The organism is Pedobacter westerhofensis, from assembly GCF_900182595.1.
Classification (GTDB): domain Bacteria; phylum Bacteroidota; class Bacteroidia; order Sphingobacteriales; family Sphingobacteriaceae; genus Pedobacter; species Pedobacter westerhofensis.
In genome coordinates, this window is record NZ_FXTN01000006.1 from 345,179 (window position 1) to 368,908 (window position 23,730).

Consider the following 23,730-nt stretch of genomic DNA (forward strand, 5'->3'; position numbering starts at 1 on the left):
GTACTTACCTGTACATATTTTTGCTATCCATAAAGGCGATCACATTTTCAGGAACCAAAAACTGAATGTTGTTTTTGTTTTTGAGCGCGTTCCTGATAAAAGTAGAGGAGATTTCCATCTGGGGAGTCTCCGTAAAAGTAATTGAAGGGTGGCCTGCCCACTCTGATGAGTCGCAGCCGGGCCTGGGATATACATAGATGCTGTAATTCTGCAGCAGCACTTCAAAATTCTTCCATTTTTTGAGCGAAACAAGATTGTCTTCGCCCATAATCAGCACAAACTCCCGGGCAGGATACTTCTCATGGAGATACGTTAAGGTATCAATCGTGTATGAGGGTTGCGGAAGCGTAAACTCTATATCACTCACTTTGATATTCTCGGCAGGTTCGGCGGCTAAACGGGCCATCTCCAGCCTGTCGTACATATTTCCCAACCCCTTTTTATTCTTTAAAGGATTTTGGGGCGATACCACAAGCCAAACTTCGTCCAGGCCGGTGTAATTGGCCATATAGCTTGCAATGATCATATGGCCCACATGTACCGGGTTGAAGGAACCAAAAAATAATCCTGTTTTTGCCATCCTTGAAAAAGAGAGTTTATTTATTGATAAAATCAGCTACCAGTCGCTCAGCTTCCTGACAGGCCGTATCGAGATCGAAGTTTTTAAGCACCACATCAAACTTATCTGCATATTCCAGCTCTTTTTCTGCTTTGATAAACCTTTCCTGCAGTTTCTCAGCGCTGTCTGTTCCGCGTCCGCTTAACCGTTCCTTCAGTACTTCCAGTGATGGTGGCTGTACAAAGATTGCCAAAGCATCCTCTTCGTATTTGCGTTTCAAACGTAATCCGCCCTCTACATCAATATCAAATATCACATGTTTGCCTTCATTCCAGATCCGCTCAATTTCTGAGCGGAGGGTGCCGTAAAAAGTACCATTGTATACCTCTTCAAACTCTACAAATTCCTGGTGGGCAACCTTATGTAGAAATGCCTCTTTGGAAATAAAATAGTAGTCTTTCTCATGCTGTTCGTCCCCGCGCCGCTCCCTTGTGGTTGCAGAAATGGAAAAGCTTAATGCCGGAAATTTATCCAGCAAGTGTTTAACGATGGTAGTTTTTCCTGCTCCTGAAGGCGCAGAGAATATAATGAGCTTGCCTTGTATCATTTATTGATGCGATCTATATAACGTTTAACAACTGTTCCTTAATCTTTTCTAATTCTTCTTTCATCCCCACAACCAGTTGCTGAATTTGTGCATCATTTGCTTTTGCGCCCATTGTATTGATTTCTCTGCCAATTTCCTGCGAAATAAAGCCCAGTTTTTTACCATTGGCATCTTTACTTTTCAGGGTCTCTGTAAAATAATCGCAGTGGCTCTTTAACCGGATTTTCTCTTCAGTGATATCCAGTTTGTCTATATAATAAATCAGTTCCTGTTCAAGACGGTTCTGGTCCACATTCACTTTTCCGGCATTTTCCTCAAGGAACTGGTTTAATCTTGCCCTGATCTGAGGAATTCTCAGCGGTGCAAGCACTTCTATCTGTGCAAAAAAGCCCAGTATATTTTTAATTCTTAATTCCAGGTCCTGTTTAAGCACAGCACCTTCAGTTTCCCTGAACTGGTTGAAATTCTCCAAAGCTGCGTTAAATGTGCTTTGTACAATATCCCATTCGCCTTCGTTTACCACTTCTTCTGTATAAGTGATTACATCAGGAAAGCTTAAAACAGCCTGTAAAAGATTATTTGAATTGGCTCCTAAATCAATATTAATTGCCTCAAGTTGTTTGTAGTATTTGCTGAGCAGTGCAGCATTGATCGTAGCGCCTTTCAGATTTTCTTCACTGCGCTCAATATTGATAGAAACATTTACTTTTCCGCGTTCAATTTCTTTACTGCAGATGTTTCTTAGCAGCAGCTCTTTATCAGCATAAGCCCTTGGCAGTTTCAAATTGAGTTCCAGAAACTTGCTGTTTAAAGACTTAATCTCTACGGCAAACTTTGTATTTTCCTGATCTGCAGAGGCCAGGCCATAGCCCGTCATTGATTTTATCATGTGCAAAGATATAATTTATTGTTAAATTGGTTAGGGTGTAATGGATTTAATGTGCCCAATTGCCTTTAAATGGTCATTTGATCATATCAGATACGCCGGATTGATAAACATTGGTTAAATTTACATCAAATAGATTTCAGATCATGATTCGCACTGCTTTACAAAGTTTATTCATTCCGGTTCTTTTGCTTGCTTCAACATCTGTTGTCTCTGCACAGGAAGATTTCCGCCTCAATGGGGTGATCATGGTGAAAGGCTCTACAACACGCGTTGCGCTGGCAGAAATTACCAACAAGCGGACTAAATATACCGTGGGCAGTAATGATCTGGGGATCTTTCAGATCAAGGCTTTGGTAGGGGATACCCTGCTGGTGATCAAACGCAGTTTTTCTGATGTAGAACAGGTAGTGCTGTCTGACCGCGACATGATTATTTATGTGGATATGGGCAATACACTGAATCAGGTGAATATCCGCGGCCAATCCAAGAAGCAGGAGCTGGACCAGCTTAAGCAGGATTACAGGGATAAAGGCTCTTTTTATCAGGGCAAACCGCCACTGCTTTCCTATATTTTTGCACCAATTACGGCTTTGTATGAACTTTTTGGCAGCACGCCTAAAAAAGCCAGGCGATTTGGCAAATACTACAATACAGAATTACAGCAGACAACTATAGACGGGTTTTTTAATGAAGCGCTGATTCAGAAAAATACGGAGCTGGAAGGTAAAGACCTGGAGAATTTTATGCTGAACTACCGCCCGGAATACAGCAGGTCCAAAAACTGGACAGAGTACGATGCGGTCAAATATATCAGGGATTCCTACAAACAGTATACTGATACCTTAAGAAAGAAATAATTCTATTGAAAAGGAAGATCCGGCACATAATTATCAGGGACGGATCGATATAGATGGATAAACTACTTAAATAGATAACGCTTCGCATGCCTTTTCTGCGGCTTGTTTTTCTGCGTTTTTCTTGTTATAATCTCTGCCGATACCATAACTTTCTCCCTCAATCACCGCCTGGATGGTAAACAGTTTTGCACTTTCACCCTCACCGTTCTGGATCATATCAAAGGTAATATCCTTGGCGTGTCGCTGGCACCATTCTATCAGCTTGCTCTTGAAGTTAGTTTCTGTGAGCTCCAGTGTATGAATGTCAATATAAGGCTTAACAATACGTTTCAGCAATAATTCCTTCGTAAAATTATATCCCTTATCCAGATATACCGCACCGATTAGTGCTTCAAATGCATCGCCTAGCATGGAATGGTGTTTTGTTTGTGCATTCACCATTTTCTGATCAAAAACGATCAGCTGATCAAATCCCATTTTGCGTGCAAGCTGATTCAGATTCGCCCTGTTTACAATCTTTGAACGCATTTCTGTAAGAAAGCCTTCTTCCTTGTAGGGATAATGTTTAAAAAGTAGTTCGGCAATAACGGCACCGAGAATGGCATCGCCCAAAAACTCGAGACGTTCGTTGCTGCTGCGGCTTCCATTTTTTAAAACTTTTGCTACAGACCGATGCCTGAACGCCATTTTATACAAAATGGTATTTCCAGGCACAAAGCCTAACATATTTCGAAGCTTTTTTATAAACTCTTTATCGGGGGATAAATAGAGTTTATACAGGTCAAATAGGGGCATTAAATTCTATAAAATCGATTTGTAACGTTTACTCTTCGTACTTTTTGAAAATGACTGAGGCATTATGCCCACCAAAACCAAAAGTATTACTCAATGCCGCACGTACCAAACGTTTCTGTGAAGTATTGAATGTGAAATTCAACTTTGGATCGAAATCAGGATCATCTGTGAAATGGTTGATCGTAGGCGGAACAATGTCGTTTTTTACAGATAAAATAGAAGCAATGGCCTCAACAGCTCCGGCAGCACCCAGGAGGTGGCCAGTCATTGATTTCGTTGAACTGATATTCAATTTGTAAGCATCTTCACCAAATAAGTCTACAATGGCTTTTGTTTCACTGATATCCCCAAGAGGAGTAGAGGTGCCGTGAACATTGATATAATCAATATCCGCAGTACTCATTCCTGCATCTTTAAGTGCATTGGTCATCACCATCCTGGCACCCAATCCCTGAGGATGCGGGGCTGTGATATGATTTGCATCTGCACTCATTCCACCACCAACTAATTCAGCATAAATTTTAGCACCGCGTGCTTTTGCATGCTCTAATTCTTCCAGGATAATCGTTCCTGCACCTTCTCCTGCAACAAAGCCATCTCTGTCTTTATCAAAGGGTCTGGAGGCGGTTGAAGGATCGTCATTGCGTGTAGAAAGCGCATGCATGGCATTAAATCCTCCAATACCTGCTTCATTGATAATGGCTTCTGATCCGCCGCTGATAATCATATCTGCCATATCCAGGCGGATGTAATTGTAAGCGTCTATCATTGCATTTGTAGATGAAGCACAGGCAGATACCGTAGCGAAATTAGGGCCGCGAAGGCCATATTTGATGGAAATATGACCTGTAACAATGTCAATAATCATCTTAGGGATGAAGAAGGGGTTAATGCGGGGAGTTCCATCACCAGCATAGAAATTCCTCATTTCATCCAGAAACGTTTTTATGCCACCAATACCTGAACCCCAGATGACGCCGATACGGTTTGTATCCAGATCAGAGAAATTAACCCCTGAATCTTTAACGGCTTCTTCGGTAGATACCATGGCATACTGAACAAATGGATCTAATTTGCGTGCTTCTTTTTTATCCAAAAAGTCTTCAGGATTGAAGTTTTTGAGCTCACATGCAAATTTTGTTTTGAACTTTTCTGTATCAAAACCTGTAATAGGCGCAGCGCCGCTCACCCCTTTTAACAAATTATCCCAGAATTCTGGGATAGTATTGCCAATTGGAGTGAGCGCACCTAGACCTGTAACTACTACTCTTTTTAATTCCATTTATACGGATTATACGGAGACCGTATGTTCTACTTTACGTTTTTCTCTAGATAAGCAATTGCTTGACCAACTGTACCGATAGTCTCAGCTTGATCATCAGGAATCGCTACATTGAATTCTTTTTCGAATTCCATGATAAGTTCTACAGTATCCAAAGAATCCGCACCTAGGTCATTAGTGAAAGAAGCTTCTGGGGTAACCTCGCTCTCATCCACACCTAATTTTTCAACGATAATAGCCTTAACTCTTGAAGCAATATCAGACATAATGTTATAATTTAATGGGTTAAATAATTCAGTGCAAAGAAAAATAAATTCTGACACATTTCAAATGTTTTTATTTCTCTGTCAATTTTAATGTTTTTATTCCGAACTGAAAAACAAAATTAGTTTTATAATTTCGTATCCTAAAATCTTATTCGTCTACTTTGAACAAAACTTATTTAAAACTTTCTCTGGATCTTGATTTTGTGCTGATCGCAATCACTGCATCCCTAAAGGATTATGTGTTCTGTCACCAGATCAATACGAGGCTCAACCTGAACTTTGAAAAGGCGGATGACCATGAGGTTTACTTCAATATTGATGAACCTCCGCGCGCTTTCTCCAAATATTATTTTTACGTGGAGCAGGGAGACAATGAATATTACATCCTCAGCAACCGGAATAGTGAAGGATTCCTGATCCCGGAGATGAGCAAAGTAGATTATTTTATGATCATTCACACTTACATTGATAAAGAAGATTTGAATTATATCCTCACAGGGCTCAACAAACTGCCTGATATTCAGGTTGCTGCGCAGATAGATCCGCTTAAGCTCAAATCAAAGGAGAATTTGGTAATGTAAATTTTATATACAAGGTGTATTAAATACACTATATTTGAAGCTTACATTATTAGTTAAATAACATAAATAACCAGACTAACATTGGTTTTTTCATATAAAACCCCCATTTTGTTGGTCAGTAACAAATAAAAGTAATTTCAATGAAACCTTTTCATTCCAGAACAAAAATTGTAGCCACGCTAGGTCCTGCCTCGGCTAAACCAGATGTTTTATATAGCATGTTTAATGCCGGATTAGATGTCTGCAGACTTAACTTTTCACATGGTTCACAAGCGGATCACCAGGAGGTCCTGGACACCATCCGTTCGATCAACGAAAAATATAACTATAATGTCGGCATTTTGGCGGATTTACAAGGTCCTAAAATCAGGATTGGAAAAGTTCAGGATGGTGGTATACAGTTAGTTAATGGAGCACGTACTACAATTACCACTAAAGAGTGTATTGGTAATGAAGAGCGTATTTATATCACTTACAACACTTTCCCTAAAGACGTAAAAGCGGGCGAAATTATCCTGCTTGACGACGGAAAACTGCAGATGAGAGTGATCTCGACCAACCTTGAAGATGAGGTTGTTTGTGAGGTTGTCCATGGTGGTATCCTTACTTCGAGAAAAGGTGTGAACTTACCAAATACCAAGGTTTCTATCCCTTCTTTAACTGAAGAAGACCGTTATAACCTTGACTTTGTACTGGAAAATAATGTAGACTGGATCGGCTTGTCATTTGTTCGTAATGCTGCTGATATTGTAGAATTAAAAGAAATTATCAAAGCAAGAGGTAAACATGCAAGGGTGATCGCCAAAATCGAAAAACCTGAAGCTATCGCTAACATCGATGAAATCATCGCTGTTTCTGACGGTATCATGGTTGCCCGTGGAGATCTTGGTGTTGAAATGCCAATGGAAGAAGTTCCTTTGCTTCAGAAAATGATTGTTCAGAAATGTATTGCAGCTTCTAAACCTGTAATTATCGCTACACAAATGCTTGAAAGCATGATCACTACACCAAGGCCAACACGTGCTGAGGTAAATGACGTTGCAAATTCAGTATTGGATGGAGCTGATGCAGTGATGCTGAGCGGCGAAACTTCTGTTGGAGAGTTTCCACTGATCGTTATCGAAACGATGCAGAAAATCATTCAGAACATCGAAACAAACAACTATCCGTTTAACGTAGATAAATATCTGAAACCTAAATCTGAGTCGTTCTTAAGCGATGCAGTTTGTGATTCAGCTACATTTTTGGCTAAACAAACAAGTGCAGTAGGTATCGTTTCTATGACAGTTAGTGGTTATACTGCTTTCGAAATCTCTAGTCACAGGCCAAAAGCACTGACTTATATCTTTACTAACAATAAGCAACTGATCAATACTTTAGCCTTAGTTTGGGGCGTTCAGGCGTTCTATTATGATAAGTTTGAGAGTACTGATGAGACTATTTTAGATGTAAATGATCAGCTGGTGAAAATGAAACTGATCAAAAAAGGAGATATTGTAATCAATACTGCTGCTGTTCCTATGGAAAGCCAGGGCAGAACAAACATGGTAAAAGTTACCGTTATTGATTAATTTGCTTTAGAAATCAAAAAAAATACTACTTTTGCAACCCCGTAATGGAGAGGTGTCCGAGTGGTTGAAGGAGCACGCCTGGAAAGTGTGTATACCTCAAAAGGGTATCGAGGGTTCGAATCCCTCTCTCTCCGCGTTAAGCAAAGTAAAATACACAAAAGCGCCCCGAACGTAAGTTCAGGGCGCTTTTTGTTTGTATTGAATTCCATAGATTTTTACCTATTTTGTGAGAGAATAACATCGATATATGTCTTTGTTAAACATCAGATCATCTCATAAAACTCTCGTTCATGGTTAAAGTAAAATGCCTCTTCTTAGGTATAGGCTTGCTGGTCGGTACCGGTGTATTTGCCCAAAATATAATTACAATCGACGCAACGGCCGCTAAAACAACGATCAATAAAAATATCTACGGGCACTTTGCAGAGCACCTTGGGCGTTGTATTTACGATGGATTTTATGTTGGGGAGGCTAATAAGACTATTCCCAATACGGATGGGGTACGAAATGATATTATTGCAGCATTAAAAAAACTCAAAATTCCAAATCTCCGCTGGCCGGGCGGATGCTTTGCTGATACCTACCATTGGAAAGACGGCGTTGGTCCCAAAGATAAAAGGCCTTCTATTGTCAATACCAACTGGGGTTATGTCACCGAAGATAACAGCTTTGGTACCAATGATTTTTTAAATATGTGCGAACTGCTGGGTACTGAGCCTTATCTATCCGGTAATGTAGGGACGGGAACCGTGCAGGAAATGCTGGATTGGATGCAGTACACCAACTTTGACAGCAAAAGCCCGATGTCTGACATGCGCAGGCAAAACGGAAGAGATAAGCCCTGGAACGTTAAATACTGGGGGATTGGTAACGAGACTTATGGCTGCGGCGGACATATGACTGCTGAGTATTATGCCGGTATGTACCGTCAGTACGTTTCTTTTATGCGCAACGATGGTAAAAATAACCTGTCTTTTGTTGCTGCCGGGGCTAAAAATGATGATTACCACTGGACAGAAACACTGATGAAAGGTGTGCCGCTCTATATGCTGGATGGTATTGCCATGCATCATTATTCTTATGTAGACTGGGAGAAAAAGGGTTCGGCATCCGTTTTTAATGAAACGCAGTACTTTAAAACCATGAAGCAGGCGGTATGGATGGAGGAACTTGTGGCAAGACATTCGGCCATCATGAATAAATATGACCCGAAGAAAAAAGTAGGGCTGGTTGTTGATGAATGGGGCGGCTGGTATGACGTTGAACCAAATACAAATCCGGGTTTCCTCTATCAGCAGAATACCATGCGGGATGCGATGATTGCGGGGGTTACGTTAAATGTATTTAATAATCATGCCGACAGGGTGCGGATGGCCAACCTTGCGCAATGCGTAAACGTGCTGCAGGCGGTAATCCTTACGGATAAGGAAAAAATGATCTTGACTCCGAGCTACCATGTGATGGAGATGTATAATGTGCATCAAAACGCGAAATTGCTGCCACTGACGATTCAAACAAATAAATATGTACTTGGTGACGGCAAATTGCCTGCAGTGTCCGCATCGGCTTCTATAGACGCTAATCTTGCAGCACATATCAGTCTCGTCAATATTGATGCGAAAAAGACACAGAAAACTACGGTTAATCTTAAAGGCAGGAAATTCAGTACAGTTACCGGAAGAATCCTGACCTCAAAGCGGGTGCAGGACTGTAACAGCTTTGAGGAACCGGATAAAGTACAGCCGGTGATTTTCAAAGACGTGTCTCTTAATGGTAGTATGCTTACGGTAAGCCTGCCGCCTTTTTCATTGGTGGTGCTGGAATTGAAATAAATCACTCTTCCAGTAAACCTGCATTGTCTTTCAGCTCTACCCCGGACAATTTTCTGCTGAATGCTTCGCGTATCAGGTAAAAGATCTTTTTGGCGGCAAGCTCAAAAGACAGGCCTTCGGGCCTGATATTGGACACACAATTGCGTGATTCATCAGTAAGCCCTGGTTTTGGATCGTAGGTTAAGTATGCACCGACACTGTCTGCAGAACTTAGTCCTGGCCGCTCGCCGATCAGCATCAGCGCTAAGCGGGCTCCCAGCGTGTGCGCAATATGGTCAGATAAAGCCACGCGCGACTGTGAGGCCAGGCAGATAGGGGCCAGGTGGTATTTCATCCCCTTTAACATCGGTAACAACGCTGCAAGCAGTGGAACCACATTTGTATTAATGGCGGTTGCGGACAGGCCGTCGGCCAGGATCAGAGAGATATCAAATGCACCGGAATGTTCTTTTAACAGTTGTAGAGACTGTACATCCGGTATTCTTCCCAGATCCGGGCGCTGCAGATATTGGTGGCGGCTTTCTGCTTTGCTGTGGATCTCGAGGAGGGGTATTTTAAAAGCTGCCAGGCTGCTGAGCAGCGTCGTAGGCTCCAGTTCAGAATAAACAGCATCCCGGGCGTGCGCATGGGCAAGCTTAAACTCCAGCGATGCAGACAGCGGAATGCTGTCGCCAACTCTGCCTAAAGCAATACGGGCAGCTGTAAATTCTTTTAATGATTCCCATGAATCTGTGATCTTTACCGGGGTATTTTCCATAACAGGCAGATTGAGCAGCTAAAACAGGTGATTTATTAATTTATTCATCATCAATTGTGTATGCCTGATTTTGCCGCGGTCGTCCGTAATTCCCTGTCTGATCAGCCATGCTTCAAACTCAGGTGCAGGCCTTAAACCAAGGACTTTCCTGAGATAGAGGGCATCATGGAAGGAGGTAGACTGATAATTGAGCATAATATCGTCTGATCCGGGAATACCCATTACAAAATTGCACCCTGCTACGCCGAGTAAAGTCAGGAGATTATCCATGTCATCCTGGTCGGCCTCCGCATGGTTGGTATAGCATACATCTACACCCATTGGGAGGCCCAGCAGTTTTCCGCAAAAATGATCTTCCAGTGCAGCCCTGATAATTTGTTTACCATCGTACAGGTATTCGGGGCCGATAAAACCAACCACGGTATTGACCAGCAGGGGATGATATTTGCGGGCTACAACGTAAGCCCTTGCTTCGCAGGTTTGCTGATCTACACCATGATGAGCATTCGCAGACAGTGAACTGCCCTGACCGGTTTCAAAATACATCACGTTCTGGCCTAATGTGCCTCTGTTTAAAGATAGGGTAGCATCATAAGCCTCGTCAAGTAAGGAAAGGTTAACTCCAAAACTGGTGTTAGTTAGCTGGGTACCGGCAATAGACTGGAAACAGAGATCTACCGGCGCGCCGCTGTTGATCAGTGCGATGGTTGTGGTAATATGGCTCAGTACGCAGGATTGTGCAGGGATATCAAACTGCTGGCGGATGGTATCGATCAGATTTAACAAATTTGTCACACCTGCGGGGCTGTCAGTGGCGGGATTGATACCAATCACCGCATCGCCGCTGCCATATAGTAAGCCATCGATAATGCTTGCGGCAATACCCTTAGGGTCATCAGTAGGGTGATTAGGCTGCAGGCGTGTTGAAAACCTGCCCGGAAGCCCAATGGTATTGCGAAAACGGGTGACTACCTCGCATTTCTTTGCAACCGTGATCAGGTCCTGATTTCGCATCAGCTTGGATACTGCAGCCACCATCTCTGGGGTAAGACCGGTTTTTAGCTGGTTTAGCACCGCTGTGCCGGCCTGATCGCTAAGCAGCCAGTCTCTCAGTTCGCCAACTGTAAAATGCGCAATCAGCTTAAATGCTTCCTGATCATGGCTGTCTATAATTAAACGGGTAACTTCATCTTCTTCATATGGGATAATGGCCTCGTTCAGGAAATTCTTTACCGGCACATCTGCTAAGGTGATCTGTGCGGCTACACGTTCTTCATAACTTATGGCACAAATGCCCGCAAGCGTATCCCCGCTTCTCAGGGGAGATGCTTTTGCCAGCAGGTCTTTGAGGTCCCTGAACTGGTAAACACGCTGGCGTATGGTATGCTGATAGCTCATGATTATTCTGCCTGGACTACAATTGCTTTTTCAAGCAGGATATCATCGTTAATTCTCTCTTTATGTTTGCCACTGATAATAAATAGCAGAACGGCGACAGCCATGCCGGCAAGGAAGACCCCGGTGAGCACGACATTGTAATAAATAATGGCAAACAGGCAGACTGTGCAGAGGAACAGCGCTACAGCCGGAAACACCGGGTAAAAAGGCGAGCGGAAAGGACGCTTCAGTTCGGGCTCTTTGCTGCGCAGCATAAAAAGACTGATCATGCTCATCATATACATGACTATCGCCCCCAGAACAGATAAGATAATCACCTGGCTGGTAGTGCCTGTAAACAATGCGGCGAAACTGACAAAGCCGCCTGCAACAACCGACCAGTGGGGTGTTTTAAACCGGTGATTGATCTTCGCAAGTCCCTGCGGCAGATAACCGCTTCTGGCCATCGCGAAGATTTGTCTGGACGAGGCCAGGATCGTTCCATGGAATGAGGCAATTAAACCAAAGAGGCCAATGCTGGCGAAGATCTTTGTGAAGCTGCTGTTCTTTCCAAGAACTACAGATATGGCTTCGGGCAGCGGATAGTCGATCGTACTGAGGGTACGCCAGTCGGTAATCCCCCCCGTAAGGACCATTACGCCCAGCGCCAGGAACATGAGTGTAGCCAGACCGGAGATATAGCCTTTTGGAATATTCTTTTCAGGTTCTTTCACTTCTTCGGCAACCATGGCCACCCCTTCGATAGCGAGGTAAAACCAAACGGCATAGGGCAGGGCTGCAAATATTCCCTTCCAGCCAAAAGGCATGGGGTTGCTCAGGTAATTGACTGCTTTGAAATGAGGTGCGATGATACCCATAAATAACAGCAGTTCCCCTACGGCAAGTACAGTAATAAAAATGGAAAATGCAGCGGATTCCTTGATGCCGGAGATATTGATAAAAATAAAGATGACGTTAAAGATCAGGGCAGACTGCAGCACGGGGACCAAGGGGTACAAAAAATGCAGGTAGCTGCCAAGGGCAAATGCAATGGCTGGCGTGGCCAGCAGAAAATCGATCAGCGTAGCATAGCCGGCAATCAGCCCGCCAAATGGCCCCATGGCCCTGTAGCTATAGGCAAAAGCACCTCCTGCATGGGGAATTGCGGTAGTGAGTTCGGTATAGCTGAAAATGAAGGTAACATACATCACGGTGACGAGCAGTGTAGCAATCAAAAAGCCAATAGTGCCGGCTACCCCCCAACCGTAGTTCCATCCAAAGTATTCTCCTGAGATAACCAGCCCTACAGCGATGCCCCATAAGTGGATTGGTTTTAAGGTTCTTTTTAAGGTCTCTGCAGTGGATTTCGTCATAAAGGGGAGGCGTTTGGGTGAATGCTAAAGAGCAAGAAATATAATGAAATTTTGCCGGATTAGGAGGTTCATAAACAATGAAATGATCCAAAAAAGAAGGGCCTGTCATTTACTGACAAGCCCTTCAAAGCAGAATCTGAATTTCAGATATTATTTTATCCAGTAAAATTTAGTGGCTTCATTTTCTACACCACCTAAATAAGCGGCAACTGCTGCATTGTAAGCATTCTGACTAGACGTTACCACACTTGTAGGATAGGTTAAACGTTTAATATATGTTCCCAATGGCAATACAGGATTTTGAGGCGACATGATAAAATATTGTTTAGGATATCCTGTGCGTCTGAACTCTGACCATCCTTCAGTCCCTTCAGGGAATACTGCGATCCATTTCTGAGTGATGATCTTTTCAAGTTTAGTTTCAAAAGCAGCACCTTCATCCCATTTTACAACATTTGTTGTTAATGGTGCGCTTGCGTAATCAGGACGTTTTGGATCAACATATGCCAGTTGAGTGCTTGTGCTTTGAAGATATGTATCTGCACCAGCAACACCGTTTGCTGCGATAGAGGCTCTTACACCCGCTTCATAAAATGACTGAGCTGTACCGGTACCCATGTTCCATCCTCTTAAAACACCTTCTGCTTTCAGGAAGTAACTCTCTGCTACGTCAACTACTTTCATTGGTGCTGCCTGTGCAACATTGTATTTTGAATAGTTTTCATAAACAGATTTTGTTGGTCTTTCCACACCTGGTCTGATTCCTCTGTAAGTACCGTTAAGAACCGGGTCAGTTGCAGGAAGAACGTAAGCAGGTAAGCGCGGATCGCCAAATCCCTGCAGGTAAGTTACTACTGCAGCAGAGATACGTGTATCAGACCATGCATTGGTCATCGTGTAGTGAGGGTTTGTTCCGCTTGGAGCAGATACAGAGAATGATCCTGTAGTTGCATCCAGAAGACCGCCGCTTGCAGCAAGAACAGCTTTTTCTGCCTGTGTTTTTCCCAGGGCAGCATCTACTACAGAAATTCTCATTCCCATACGTAAACGAAGTGTGTTTGCAAGTTTAATCCAGTTGGTATACTCGCCAAGCAAGGTAGATCTGTCCCATTTCTTGAAACGTGTCTGGTCTGCGTTCGGATCGGCAGTTTCCGCAGCCTGTAAATTGGCTACGGCTTTGTCAAGATCCAGGAACATGGCAGCGTATGCTGCTGCCGGCGAATCAAACGCTGGCTCGGCAGTATCTCCGTATTTTGAGTAAGGGAAGGGGCCAAAAGTATCAACCAGTCTTTGTCCTGCTGCAACTTTCGTGATCAGGGCAATAGCATATAAATCCGGATATTTTGTATCAAAACCTTTTCTTTTCATGGTCAGCCAGTTGTTCATTACGCCATTTACTGAAATGGTATAAGAACTTTCCCAGATACCCCTGGTTACATAGGTTGTCGTATTTACGTTACCTAAAAAGTTACTTGGGGCTTCCAGGTATCCTGCGTAAGACTCTGCCTGCAGGTTTTGCTGGGTTTGTTCATCCGGAGTGGTCTTAACAATGTTGTTCATCATTACAGGCAGTAAGAATGCTGCCTCAGCACCGTCTTTTTGCAGGTCTATATCAGAGATATCTCCTTTGTCCGTGTTTAATCCATCAAAGTCTTTGGTACAGGATGATGCTGCGAACATTAACATGCAGAGAAAGAACACCTTGTAATTCATCTTATGTGTATATTTTTTCATTTCTTTAATTTTTAGGGATTAGAAATTTACTCTAAGTGTAGCACCTATAGATCTTGCAGAAGGCATCTGGAATGATTCAAAGCCCAGGCTGTTGTTGTCTGTAGTTAAGGCCAATTCAGGATCAAATGGTGCTTTCTTGTAGAAGAACAGGATGTTACGTCCTACAAGTGAGATATTTACACTTTTGATCACTTTGCTGAATGTTGGAAGCGTATAGCCAATTGCAATTTCTCTTAATCTGATGTTAGTCGATTTGTAAGTATATTCTGTTGCAACAGCGCCAGCATCAGCACTTGCCGAAATGAAGTTGTAGTAAGTCTGTGCGTCAATTAATCGGCCGTTAACCATTACGCCGCCAGCATCACGTGCAGCTGCTGTTCTTGGAGAAAGACCTTTGTAGTCTAACCATTGCTGAGTAGATGACGATACCAAACCACCAAACCTGCCGTCAACCAGGAAAGAGAAACTGAAGTTTTTATACTTGAACTGGTTGTTCATGTTCAGCAGGAAATCCGGATTTGCGTTTCCGATATACTGATCTGCTTGTACAGATAGGACAGGAAGGCCTGTTGTTGGATCAAATTTCTGTGATCCGTCTTCATTGTATTGGTAAGTTTTACCAAACAAATCACCATAAGCACCGTATTCTCTGCCGTTCAGCAAGCTGCTTCCCGGACGAAGAAGGTATAAATTGGTTAATCTGTTTCCACTCTGCAGTACAAAACGGTCAGACGTTAAGAGGTTACTCAGTGATTTGATCCTGTTTTTGTTTTTTGTGAAATTGATACCCGGGGTCCAGCTTACATTTCCAAGTTTTGCATTGTAGCTTACAGTAGCCTCAATACCTCTGTTCTGGATTGTTCCTCCGTTAATATAAAATTCTGTGGCACCAGCACCTGTAGGAGCTGTAATTTTGAATACCTGATCACGTGTTGTAGCATCATAGTAAGTTACGTTCACGTTTAACTTATCCTGGAATAAGCGCAATTCAGCACCTACCTCATAAGATCTTGTACGCTCAGGTTTAAGGTTAATGGTATCCAGACCGCTGAAGAATGGAAGTGTTTCCCTTCCGTTAACACTTTCATCAGGGTTAACTGTGTAGTTTGAATTTCTGGCTGCTGCACCGAATGGTAAAGCGTTACCTACCTCTGCATACGTTGCCCTAACTTTTGCAAATGAAAGCAGGTCGTTCGGAGCAGATTGTTTAGCAACATAGGCTAAACCTGCAGATGGATAGAAGAAAGAATTATCTGTTGTTGATGACCACTCGTTTCTTGCTGTTACATCCAGGAATAACCTGTCTTTCCAGCCGATTGTTGCAGTACCCAGTACAGATCTGCTGATCCTTTTTGTTTTTTCAGTTTCAGAAATGTAGTTTCCTGTTAAGCCTTGTAAAGAAAAGTAATCTGCATAATATAAAGTGTTATCAGCACCATTAGTACGGTTACCGATAGCCTGGTAAGTCAGGATTGTATTGGTAAAACCTGCAGTTGCATTTAAAGTGAAATCCTTTGATAATGATTTGTTAGCCTGCAACAAGATGTCGGTATATAAATCCTGACCGATGTTCACATCTTTTCTGTAAGATCCGTTCACGCCAATCGAAGTAGGGTCACCACTTGCGCCATAGCGCTGATCATTATCATAGCTGTATTTGTTCACAGTTGTTCTTCCGGTTAAGTTTAACCAGTCCGTGATATTGTATCTTACGGAACCGTTTACATTGGTACGGTTGTCCAGTTCATCACGGTTGATGTGGTTCAGGATCCAGTAAGGGTTTTGGTTAGAACTGTGTTCATTTTTAATGTAAGGCCAGTTTTGAACGTTAAATCCTCTGGTCGGACTGTAAACAGTACCACCATTTGCAGCATATTGTGAGATGTCTACGCCCATCGGGAATAAATACAAACCAAACATTGGGCTATTGTACCATGAAGACTCGTTTCTGTTTGTAGTTTTTGTCTGGATATAGTTGATACCACCTTCAATAACGATTTTGTTATCGAATAATTGAGTGCTACCTCTTACTGTCATGTTATTTCTTCCAAATTTGTATCCCGGAAGCATCGCTTTAGCATCGGTATTTGCATAAGAGAAATAGAGTTTAGAAGTCTCAGTTCCGCTGCTGATCGATACGCTATTGATATAATTCTGGCCTGTCTGGAAGAAATCTTTAATGTATTTGTCAGATCCGTTGGTGATTTTTGGACCCCAGCTATCATTAATTGGTGTTGTAGGAGCTACGCCTAAAGAACCATTTCCGTACGATGTCTGAACTTCTGGTAAAGATACCGGATTGTCAAATGTAGCTGTAGAAGTAAAGTTTACTGCCGGAGCACCTAATTTACCTTTTTTGGTAGTGATTAAGATTACACCATTAGCTGCCTGGCTACCATATAAAGCCGCAGCAGAAGCACCCTGAAGTACCTGCAGGTTTTCAATATCTTCCGGGTTATAATCGGCAAAACCACCGATTGGCACACCGTCTACAACGTATAACGGCTGGTTATTTCCTGAAATTGATTTATTACCACGAAGAACAACCCTTGGCGTACTGCCCGGGCCACCAGCTCCCTGCGTAACAAATACACCTGCAGCTTTCCCTGCAAGAGAATTCAGGACACTCGGGCCTTTTACCTGGTTCAGTTCTTCTGCCGATACTGAGGTAGTACTGTATGTCAGACTTTTCTTTGCACGGGTGATACCCAGTGCTGTTACCACAACGCCTTCCAATGACTTAGCATCATCCAGTAAGGTTACGTTTATCGTTGTGCGCCCGTTAACCGACAAGGTCTGGCTTACATAGCCGATAGAACTAATTGTTATTGAGCCATTGGAAGGCACACTGATAGAGAATTTTCCAGCTGCATTTGTTTGCGTTCCTGTATTGGAACCGCTCACTTTAATGCTTACAGCAGGAAGAGGGGCATTTGTAGGGTCGAGCACTGTTCCGGTAACTGTTATGTTCTGTGCAGCTACACAAAACCAGCAGAATTGAAATAATGCAAAAAGCATGTAAAATCTTTTCATAAAACTTGAGTTTAGGGTTTAAGTTTTTGTTTGTTGGTTAGGAAAAAAATAATCACTCGTAATAGGACGCTTATACTTATATCAAGGAATAGACAGTTTCACTTCTTTAAGTACAAGATTAAAAGTGTTGCAACAGGAATGATATTGATTTGAAATAAATCCCTGAGCCTGGATTTTTGTTGTTTTTACTTCATTTTAACGGGTTTTTGTGTACGAATTGGATAGTTAGGGATGTTTATAAGCCTTTAAAACGTTTTGTCGTTTTAAAAACAGTATTTATAATCTTTTTTTGTAAAAAATAACGGCTTTTTGCGATTATTTATTCCTGATTTTCAATAAAACCAAGAATTGGAGAGATGAGCGTTTAGTTAGTTTTATAGTTAATCGTTTTATATGCAAAACAATAATCTAAAATAACTTTTTTTTAGTAAATTGTGTAATCTTTTTAAGAAAATTAAAAAGATTAGTGATTTTCCTCTAAAAATTCTAGCCAAGAAATAAATTACACTAATTATGTCTCTCAATAAAACAAAAGTGCTTGTATCAAATAGCGAAACGATCAAATGTTTATATTATAACAAGCTGTTAACCAGTGCAGATGTAAGTAATATGATCGGAAAGAGCATACCTTACGCAATAAAGGTCTTAAATGAATTAAAAAAGAACGGATTTGTAGAAGAAATGGGACTTGCGAACTCCAGCGGGGGACGTAAGCCCCTCAATTATTCCCTCATTTCTGATTCATATTATTTGGTGTCAGTGGCGATGGACCAATTTTCTGCACGAATGGTGGCAGTAGATATGAACAATAATTTTGTAACAGATATAATAAGGTATGAATTTGATATTTTCACGCTGAAGCCGGATCAGCTGATTTCCTCTATCAATCAATTTATTGAAAGCAGTAATATTTCAAAATCTGCCATATTAGGGGTCGGGATTACCATGCCTGGTTTTATTGATACAGAGATCGGCATCAACTACACCTACCTGCAGGTTGCGGGCCAGCCATTGGCAGGATACCTGCAGCAGCAACTGTCCATTCCTGTTTTTCTGGATAATGATTCAACAGCAATTGCACTTGCAGAACAGAAATTTGGTGTGGCCGCCCATATGAAAAATGTAATGGTGCTTAATCTGGGCTGGGGAATTGGCCTGGGAATGATCCTTAACAATAAAATCTTCAGGGGCAATAATGGGCTTGCAGGAGAATTCAGCCATATACCTTTGTTTAAAAATGGTAAACTATGCAACTGCGGAAAACGGGGCTGCCTGGAAACCGAGGCCTCATTAGTGGCTGTAGCAGGTATTGCAAAAGAGGGGATCAGCAATGGGCAGATTACAAGTTTGTCTAATTATGCCGACGTTGATGCCGATGCAATCATCAATGAGGCAATTAAAGGGGATGTGTTTTCTGTAAAACTGATTTCTGAAGCAGCTTATCATGTAGGGGAGGGATTGGCAATACTGATCCACCTGATGAATCCAAGTGCAATTGTACTGAGCGGAAAGGGCAGCGTGGTGGGCAAGCTATGGCTTTCACCTATTCAGCAGGCTATAAATGAACATTGTATACCTTTACTGACCAATTTTACGGAAATCAAGATTTCGGATTTAAATAATAAAGCCCAGCTGATCGGAGGCGCCGCTTTAATTGTAGAGAACTTTGGGAAAGCACTGGGTGATAAATTAAATGCAATAGAGATAGGCTCTCTTAATAAGGCCAGTTAGCATCTGATTACCTGATGCAGTTCAGGGCTTGCAATTTTTAACGCGACTAAACAGGCAACACACGCTTACGCCGTTTGTAAGCCCAGGGCACGCTGCCGGTAAGCTGTTGGTGTGATGCCAGTCTTTTCCTTGAAAAGCTTTGAAAAGTAAAAGCTCGACTCAAACTTAAGTGTATAGGCGATCTCTTTGACTGACAGGTTGGGGTCTGACAGCATCGTCCTGGCTTTTTCAATCTTTAGTTGTATACAATATTGTCCCGGAGAAAGGCCTGTGTAACTTTTGAATACTTTCCTGAACCATGAATATCCCACCTGCAGTTCTTCTGCGGCCTGTTCTGGAGAAAATGCCTTGTCAATATTTGAACGAAACAGCAGCCGGGCTTTATTCACCAGGATTTCCCTGTCTTCATGTTCTACTGAACTTTGTTTGAGCACGGCATGTAAGCTGCCCATCAGATGCAGGGCCGCGCCCGATACCAGGGGCTGATAACCGCTGATCTCCGTTTTGGTTTTCTCTATAATCGTATCAAAAAGATTAAAAATCTGTTCATTAAACCCAACATATAAACATGGGGCCTCTGGTTTAAAGAAGCCATTCTGTACCAGGTTATCTATGATCTCTCCTTTCAGGCCAATCCAGTATTCGTCCCAGCCGGTATCTTCGTTGGGTTTGTAACGGTGACGCTCGCCGGGAAAAAGCACAATGACCGTTCCTGCCCTTACCGCCTGATATTTGCAGCTGTCTGATTCGAATATGCCGCTTCCTTTAGTGATATACAAAAACTGGTATTCATCCAGGATCCTGCCGTTATTCCAGTTGAAATAATAATCGGCCGGATGGGCAATGATGGGATAGTTTGATGACGGTTCTGTACTGATACAGCCTGCATTCAGGACATACAATCCCCATTTCTTATCTTCAGCACTCAGCGGCAAATATTTGTAGTAATTGGTCATCAGTTTTATAATTGGTTGCTTGCAGAAATCGGAAATAAATCTACTAAGAATTTATGAATCCACCCTTATTGTCAAAATATACAGTTAAAATATCAAAACATAGAGGCATGGCATAGGCATTAGTGATAAATTAGCTAAACCAAATGTGAACTCTCAGGTCTTCCATAAAACGGGTAACCATTAAAAAATTAAAAAAACTGTTTGCGGAGCAGGACAGTTAAGTACAGTTAAGCCAATTGCAAGCTTTATACTTGTCATATTTTTCTAACCAGATATCATAAAAAATTATGCAAATTATTTTTGGAGTCATATTCCATTTTATCGGCGGGTTTGCCTCCGGAAGTTTTTATATCCCCTACAAAAAAGTTAAGGGCTGGGCCTGGGAAAGTTACTGGATCGTGGGAGGAATCTTCTCCTGGCTGATCGTTCCGCCACTGGCAGCATACCTTACTATTCCGGCATTCGGAGAAATCATCAGCCATACCAGCAGTTCTATTTTAGCATTAACTTATTTTTTTGGTCTCCTCTGGGGCATCGGCGGACTCACCTATGGATTGGGCGTGCGTTACCTGGGCGTCTCTTTGGGCAGCTCTATCATTCTGGGGCTAAGTTCTGTTTTTGGGGCCTTGCTTCCGTCTATATACTATGATTTTAACCCTAAAGATGGGAAAGACAGTTTTACACATATCATCAGTAGTCCCTGGGGTCAATGGGTGATTGCCGGACTGCTGGTTTGTGTGCTTGGGATCGTTTTATGCGGCAGGGCCGGAATGATGAAAGAAAAGGACCTTGCCAAACAGCAGGAGACGAAAGAAAGTGCTGAATTTAAAATCGGGATCGGTCTTTTTGTAGCCATCGTTTCAGGGATCTTAAGTGCCTGTTTTGCCTTTGGTATCGATGCTGGTAAGGATATGGCTAATGAAGCCAACACAATCTGGAAATCACTGCATCCCGGACAGGGAGAATTCCTGTACCAGAACAACGTAACCTATGTGATTATCCTCTGGGGAGGCTTAACAACTAATTTGTTCTGGTGTATGGTACTTAATGCGCGTAACAAAACGTTTAGCGATTATACCAATAAAAAAACGCCCCTGCTGGCTAACTATATTTTTTCTGCACTGGCGGGCACGACCTGGTTCCTGCAGTTCTTTTTCTACGGAATGGGCGAAAGCAAGCTGGGCAATGGTGCCAGTTCATGGATTCTCCATATGGCCTTTATTATCCTGGTGGCCAATGTATGGGGACTGGTATTAAAAGAATGGTCGGCAGTAAGCAAAAAAACCTTATACACCGTTCTTGCAGGTATTTTATTTATTATCATTTCCATCATGATTGTTGGATATGGAAACTCAATTAAATAGTAACATTTATAAACATTAATGATATGTCTGACGAAAAAGACCGTTTTAAGCACGTAAGTTATTTATGGGACGAGACTGAAGCCGCTAAGCTCGCAGGAGACGAAGTTGCCCTGTTACTTTATCGCTCTAACCTGCTGGGAGCAGATCTTCGCCTGACCAATTATGGTGGCGGAAATACTTCCTGCAAAGCCGATGCTATTGACCCGCTGACGGGTGATACCGTAGAAGTCATGTGGATTAAAGGTTCCGGGGGCGATATCGGTACCCTGAAACGCAATGGCCTGGCCGCTTTATATGTAGAGCGCTTAAGGAGCCTGAAAAATATCTACAAAGGAATTGAAATGGAGGATGAAATGGTAGAGTTGTTTAACCATTGCATCTACGACCTGAATTCCAAAGCACCTTCTATCGATACGCCCTTACACGGCTTCCTGCCTTTTAAACATATCGACCATTTACATCCTGATGCTGCGATTGCAATTGCTGCGGCTAAAGATGGCAGGCAGATTACGCATGATCTGTTTGACGGTAAAATAGGTTGGGTAGAATGGCAAAAACCGGGATTCGATCTTGGATTGCAGCTCAAAGCCTGCCTGGATGAAAACCCGGGGATCATCGGTATTATGCTGGGATCTCACGGATTATTTACCTGGGGCGATACCGCGTACGAAAGCTATATCAATACCCTGGAGGTAATCGAGAAATGTGCAATCTACCTTGAGGAAAACTATGGCAAAAAAGGCCCGGTTTTCGGGGGACAAAAAATAGGCAGCCCAGAAAAATCCCAGCGTGAAGCGCAGGCGGCATTACTGGCACCCATCCTTCGTGGTTTCTGCTCCAGTGAAAAACATATGGTGGGCCACTTTACAGATGACGCCCGCGTACTGGAGTTTATCAACTCCAACGATCTGGACAGGCTGGCCCCACTTGGAACAAGCTGCCCGGACCACTTCCTGAGAACCAAGATCAGTCCGCTGGTACTGGAGTTAGCTCCTGATGAAGATCTTTCTGATCCTGCAGCACTCAAAGAAAGACTGGCACCGGCATTTGTAGCATACCGTCAAATGTATACGGATTATTACGAAACCTGCAAACATCCCAACAGCCCGGCTATCCGTGATGCCAACCCGGTAATCATTTTATATCCTGGTATTGGAATGTTCTCTTTCTCCAAGGATAAACAAACTACCCGTGTGGCAGCAGAATTCTATACCAACGCCATTAACGTAATGAAAGGTGCCGAGGCGATTTCTGAATATACTTCATTGCCGCGCCAGGAAGCTTTCAATATCGAATACTGGTTGCTCGAAGAAGCTAAACTTCAAAGGATGCCAAAACCAAAAGCACTTTCAGGTAAAATCGCACTTGTTACAGGCAGTGCTGGTGGTATCGGAAAAGCAATTGCAAAGAAATTTGTAGATGAAGGCGCCGTAGTGGTGATCAACGACAATGATGCCGGACGTTTGGAAAAAGCTGATGCTGAATTTTTAGCGCAGTATGGTAAAGATGCCTATACTACAGCCTTACTTGATGTAACCAGTGGCGATGATATTACCAATGCTTTCCATATCGCTGCTTTAGCTTTTGGCGGAGTGGACATCGTGGTGAACTGTGCGGGACTGTCGATCTCTAAGCCTATTGAAGAACATACGGATAAAGACTGGGACTTATTATATGATGTATTGGTAAAAGGCCAGTTCAAAGTTACCCAGGCTTCTGTTGGTGTAATGCGCAAACAGGCAATCGGCGGTGATATCCTGAATATCGTAAGTAAAAATGCACTGGTATCAGGACCTAATAACGCAGGTTACGGATCGGCAAAAGCAGCACAACTACATTTGAGCAGGTTAAATGCGGCAGAACTGGGTGCAGATAAGATCCGTGTCAATGTGGTAAACCCTGATGCAGTAATTTCAGACAGTAAGATCTGGGAGGGCGACTGGGCTGCGGGTCGTGCAAAAGCATATGGCGTGAAAGTGGAAGAACTGCCTGCATTTTATGCAAAACGTACACTGCTTGACAAGATTATTCTGCCGGAAGATATAGCCAATGCATGTCTGGTATTTGTAGGCGGATTGTTAAGCAAGTCTACAGGGAATGTGCTGAACGTGGATGGCGGCGTAGCTATGGCGTTTGTAAGATAATTAGGTTTTTTATACAATAACA

Annotated in this window: 19 protein-coding genes and 1 tRNA gene; 8 read left to right on the forward strand and 12 right to left on the reverse strand. The window is 42.7% G+C overall.

The genetic code is table 11. The features are described 5' to 3' along the window. Window positions 1–4: 4 nt before the first annotated feature. The 3 genes from nadD to FN831_RS14030 are packed head-to-tail and all read right to left on the reverse strand — an operon-like array spanning window position 5 to window position 2,043. Window positions 5–580, reverse strand: coding sequence for a nicotinate (nicotinamide) nucleotide adenylyltransferase (gene nadD / locus FN831_RS14020; protein WP_142528803.1), 576 nt, complete (start codon window positions 578–580; stop codon window positions 5–7). Between the two features lie 16 nt (window positions 581–596). Next, window positions 597–1,166: a guanylate kinase gene (gmk, locus tag FN831_RS14025; RefSeq protein WP_142528804.1), complete on the reverse strand. Its 570-nt coding sequence runs from the start codon at window positions 1,164–1,166 to the stop codon at window positions 597–599. 13 nt (window positions 1,167–1,179) lie between these two features. Continuing rightward, on the reverse strand, window positions 1,180–2,043 hold the full coding sequence (locus FN831_RS14030) for a YicC/YloC family endoribonuclease (RefSeq protein WP_142528845.1): 864 nt from the start codon (window positions 2,041–2,043) through the stop codon (window positions 1,180–1,182). 155 nt (window positions 2,044–2,198) lie between these two features. On the opposite strand from FN831_RS14030, the gene FN831_RS14035 reads away from it, so the two are divergent. Continuing rightward, window positions 2,199–2,912 (forward strand): hypothetical protein, encoded by a 714-nt coding sequence (locus tag FN831_RS14035; protein WP_142528805.1) that lies wholly within the window; start codon window positions 2,199–2,201, stop codon window positions 2,910–2,912. 66 nt (window positions 2,913–2,978) lie between these two features. Here the strand turns inward: FN831_RS14035 and rnc are convergent, their stop codons facing one another. The 3 genes from rnc to FN831_RS14050 are packed head-to-tail and all read right to left on the reverse strand — an operon-like array spanning window position 2,979 to window position 5,255. Then, the gene (gene rnc / locus FN831_RS14040; RefSeq protein WP_185960477.1) at window positions 2,979–3,707 is read right to left on the reverse strand and encodes a ribonuclease III; all 729 of its coding nucleotides are present in this window, start codon (window positions 3,705–3,707) and stop codon (window positions 2,979–2,981) included. Between the two features lie 28 nt (window positions 3,708–3,735). Then, window positions 3,736–4,989 (reverse strand): beta-ketoacyl-ACP synthase II, encoded by a 1,254-nt coding sequence (fabF, locus tag FN831_RS14045; RefSeq protein WP_142528806.1) that lies wholly within the window; start codon window positions 4,987–4,989, stop codon window positions 3,736–3,738. A gap of 29 nt (window positions 4,990–5,018) precedes the next feature. Then, complete coding sequence (locus FN831_RS14050) at window positions 5,019–5,255, reverse strand: acyl carrier protein (protein WP_008508386.1); 237 nt, start codon at window positions 5,253–5,255, stop codon at window positions 5,019–5,021. Window positions 5,256–5,416: 161 nt separating this feature from the next. Between FN831_RS14050 and FN831_RS14055 the strand changes: the two genes are divergently transcribed. The 4 genes from FN831_RS14055 (at window position 5,417) to FN831_RS14070 (ending at window position 9,239) form a co-directional block, all read left to right on the forward strand. Next, on the forward strand, window positions 5,417–5,836 hold the full coding sequence (locus FN831_RS14055; protein WP_142528807.1) for an IPExxxVDY family protein: 420 nt from the start codon (window positions 5,417–5,419) through the stop codon (window positions 5,834–5,836). A gap of 140 nt (window positions 5,837–5,976) precedes the next feature. Then, window positions 5,977–7,407: a pyruvate kinase gene (gene pyk, locus FN831_RS14060; protein ID WP_142528808.1), complete on the forward strand. Its 1,431-nt coding sequence runs from the start codon at window positions 5,977–5,979 to the stop codon at window positions 7,405–7,407. A 46-nt stretch (window positions 7,408–7,453) separates the two neighbouring features. Beyond that, window positions 7,454–7,541 (forward strand) — tRNA-Ser (locus FN831_RS14065). Between the two features lie 156 nt (window positions 7,542–7,697). Further along, a complete protein-coding gene (locus FN831_RS14070) occupies window positions 7,698–9,239 on the forward strand; it encodes an alpha-N-arabinofuranosidase (RefSeq protein ID WP_142528809.1) in 1,542 nt (513 codons plus the stop codon). Window position 9,240: 1 nt separating this feature from the next. Here the strand turns inward: FN831_RS14070 and eutC are convergent, their stop codons facing one another. The 5 genes from eutC to FN831_RS14095 all read right to left on the reverse strand — a co-directional run bounded on the left by eutC (window position 9,241) and on the right by FN831_RS14095 (window position 17,513). Beyond that, window positions 9,241–9,996 carry an ethanolamine ammonia-lyase subunit EutC gene (gene eutC, locus FN831_RS14075; RefSeq protein ID WP_142528810.1) on the reverse strand — a complete coding sequence of 252 codons (756 nt, stop codon included), beginning with the start codon at window positions 9,994–9,996 and terminating at the stop codon, window positions 9,241–9,243. Window positions 9,997–10,014: 18 nt separating this feature from the next. Continuing rightward, window positions 10,015–11,394 carry an ethanolamine ammonia-lyase subunit EutB gene (locus FN831_RS14080; RefSeq protein ID WP_142528811.1) on the reverse strand — a complete coding sequence of 460 codons (1,380 nt, stop codon included), beginning with the start codon at window positions 11,392–11,394 and terminating at the stop codon, window positions 10,015–10,017. A gap of 2 nt (window positions 11,395–11,396) precedes the next feature. Continuing rightward, window positions 11,397–12,746 (reverse strand): ethanolamine permease, encoded by a 1,350-nt coding sequence (gene eat, locus FN831_RS14085; RefSeq protein WP_142528812.1) that lies wholly within the window; start codon window positions 12,744–12,746, stop codon window positions 11,397–11,399. 150 nt (window positions 12,747–12,896) lie between these two features. Continuing rightward, window positions 12,897–14,480, reverse strand: coding sequence for a SusD/RagB family nutrient-binding outer membrane lipoprotein (locus FN831_RS14090; RefSeq protein ID WP_142528813.1), 1,584 nt, complete (start codon window positions 14,478–14,480; stop codon window positions 12,897–12,899). An 18-nt stretch (window positions 14,481–14,498) separates the two neighbouring features. Then, window positions 14,499–17,513, reverse strand: a complete 3,015-nt coding sequence (locus FN831_RS14095; protein ID WP_142528814.1) for a SusC/RagA family TonB-linked outer membrane protein — start codon at window positions 17,511–17,513, stop codon at window positions 14,499–14,501. A 513-nt stretch (window positions 17,514–18,026) separates the two neighbouring features. Here FN831_RS14095 and FN831_RS14100 point away from each other — a divergent pair. After that, a complete protein-coding gene (locus tag FN831_RS14100; RefSeq protein WP_142528815.1) occupies window positions 18,027–19,244 on the forward strand; it encodes an ROK family protein in 1,218 nt (405 codons plus the stop codon). A gap of 65 nt (window positions 19,245–19,309) precedes the next feature. Here the strand turns inward: FN831_RS14100 and FN831_RS14105 are convergent, their stop codons facing one another. Next, window positions 19,310–20,200 (reverse strand): helix-turn-helix domain-containing protein, encoded by an 891-nt coding sequence (locus FN831_RS14105; RefSeq protein WP_142528816.1) that lies wholly within the window; start codon window positions 20,198–20,200, stop codon window positions 19,310–19,312. Between the two features lie 287 nt (window positions 20,201–20,487). Here FN831_RS14105 and rhaT point away from each other — a divergent pair, with 287 nt between their 5' ends. After that, window positions 20,488–21,564, forward strand: coding sequence for an L-rhamnose/proton symporter RhaT (gene rhaT / locus FN831_RS14110; RefSeq protein WP_142528817.1), 1,077 nt, complete (start codon window positions 20,488–20,490; stop codon window positions 21,562–21,564). Window positions 21,565–21,587: 23 nt separating this feature from the next. Further along, entirely contained in the window at window positions 21,588–23,708 is a 2,121-nt protein-coding gene (locus FN831_RS14115) for a bifunctional aldolase/short-chain dehydrogenase (RefSeq protein WP_142528818.1), read from the forward strand. The last annotated feature ends 22 nt before the right edge of the window (window positions 23,709–23,730 follow it).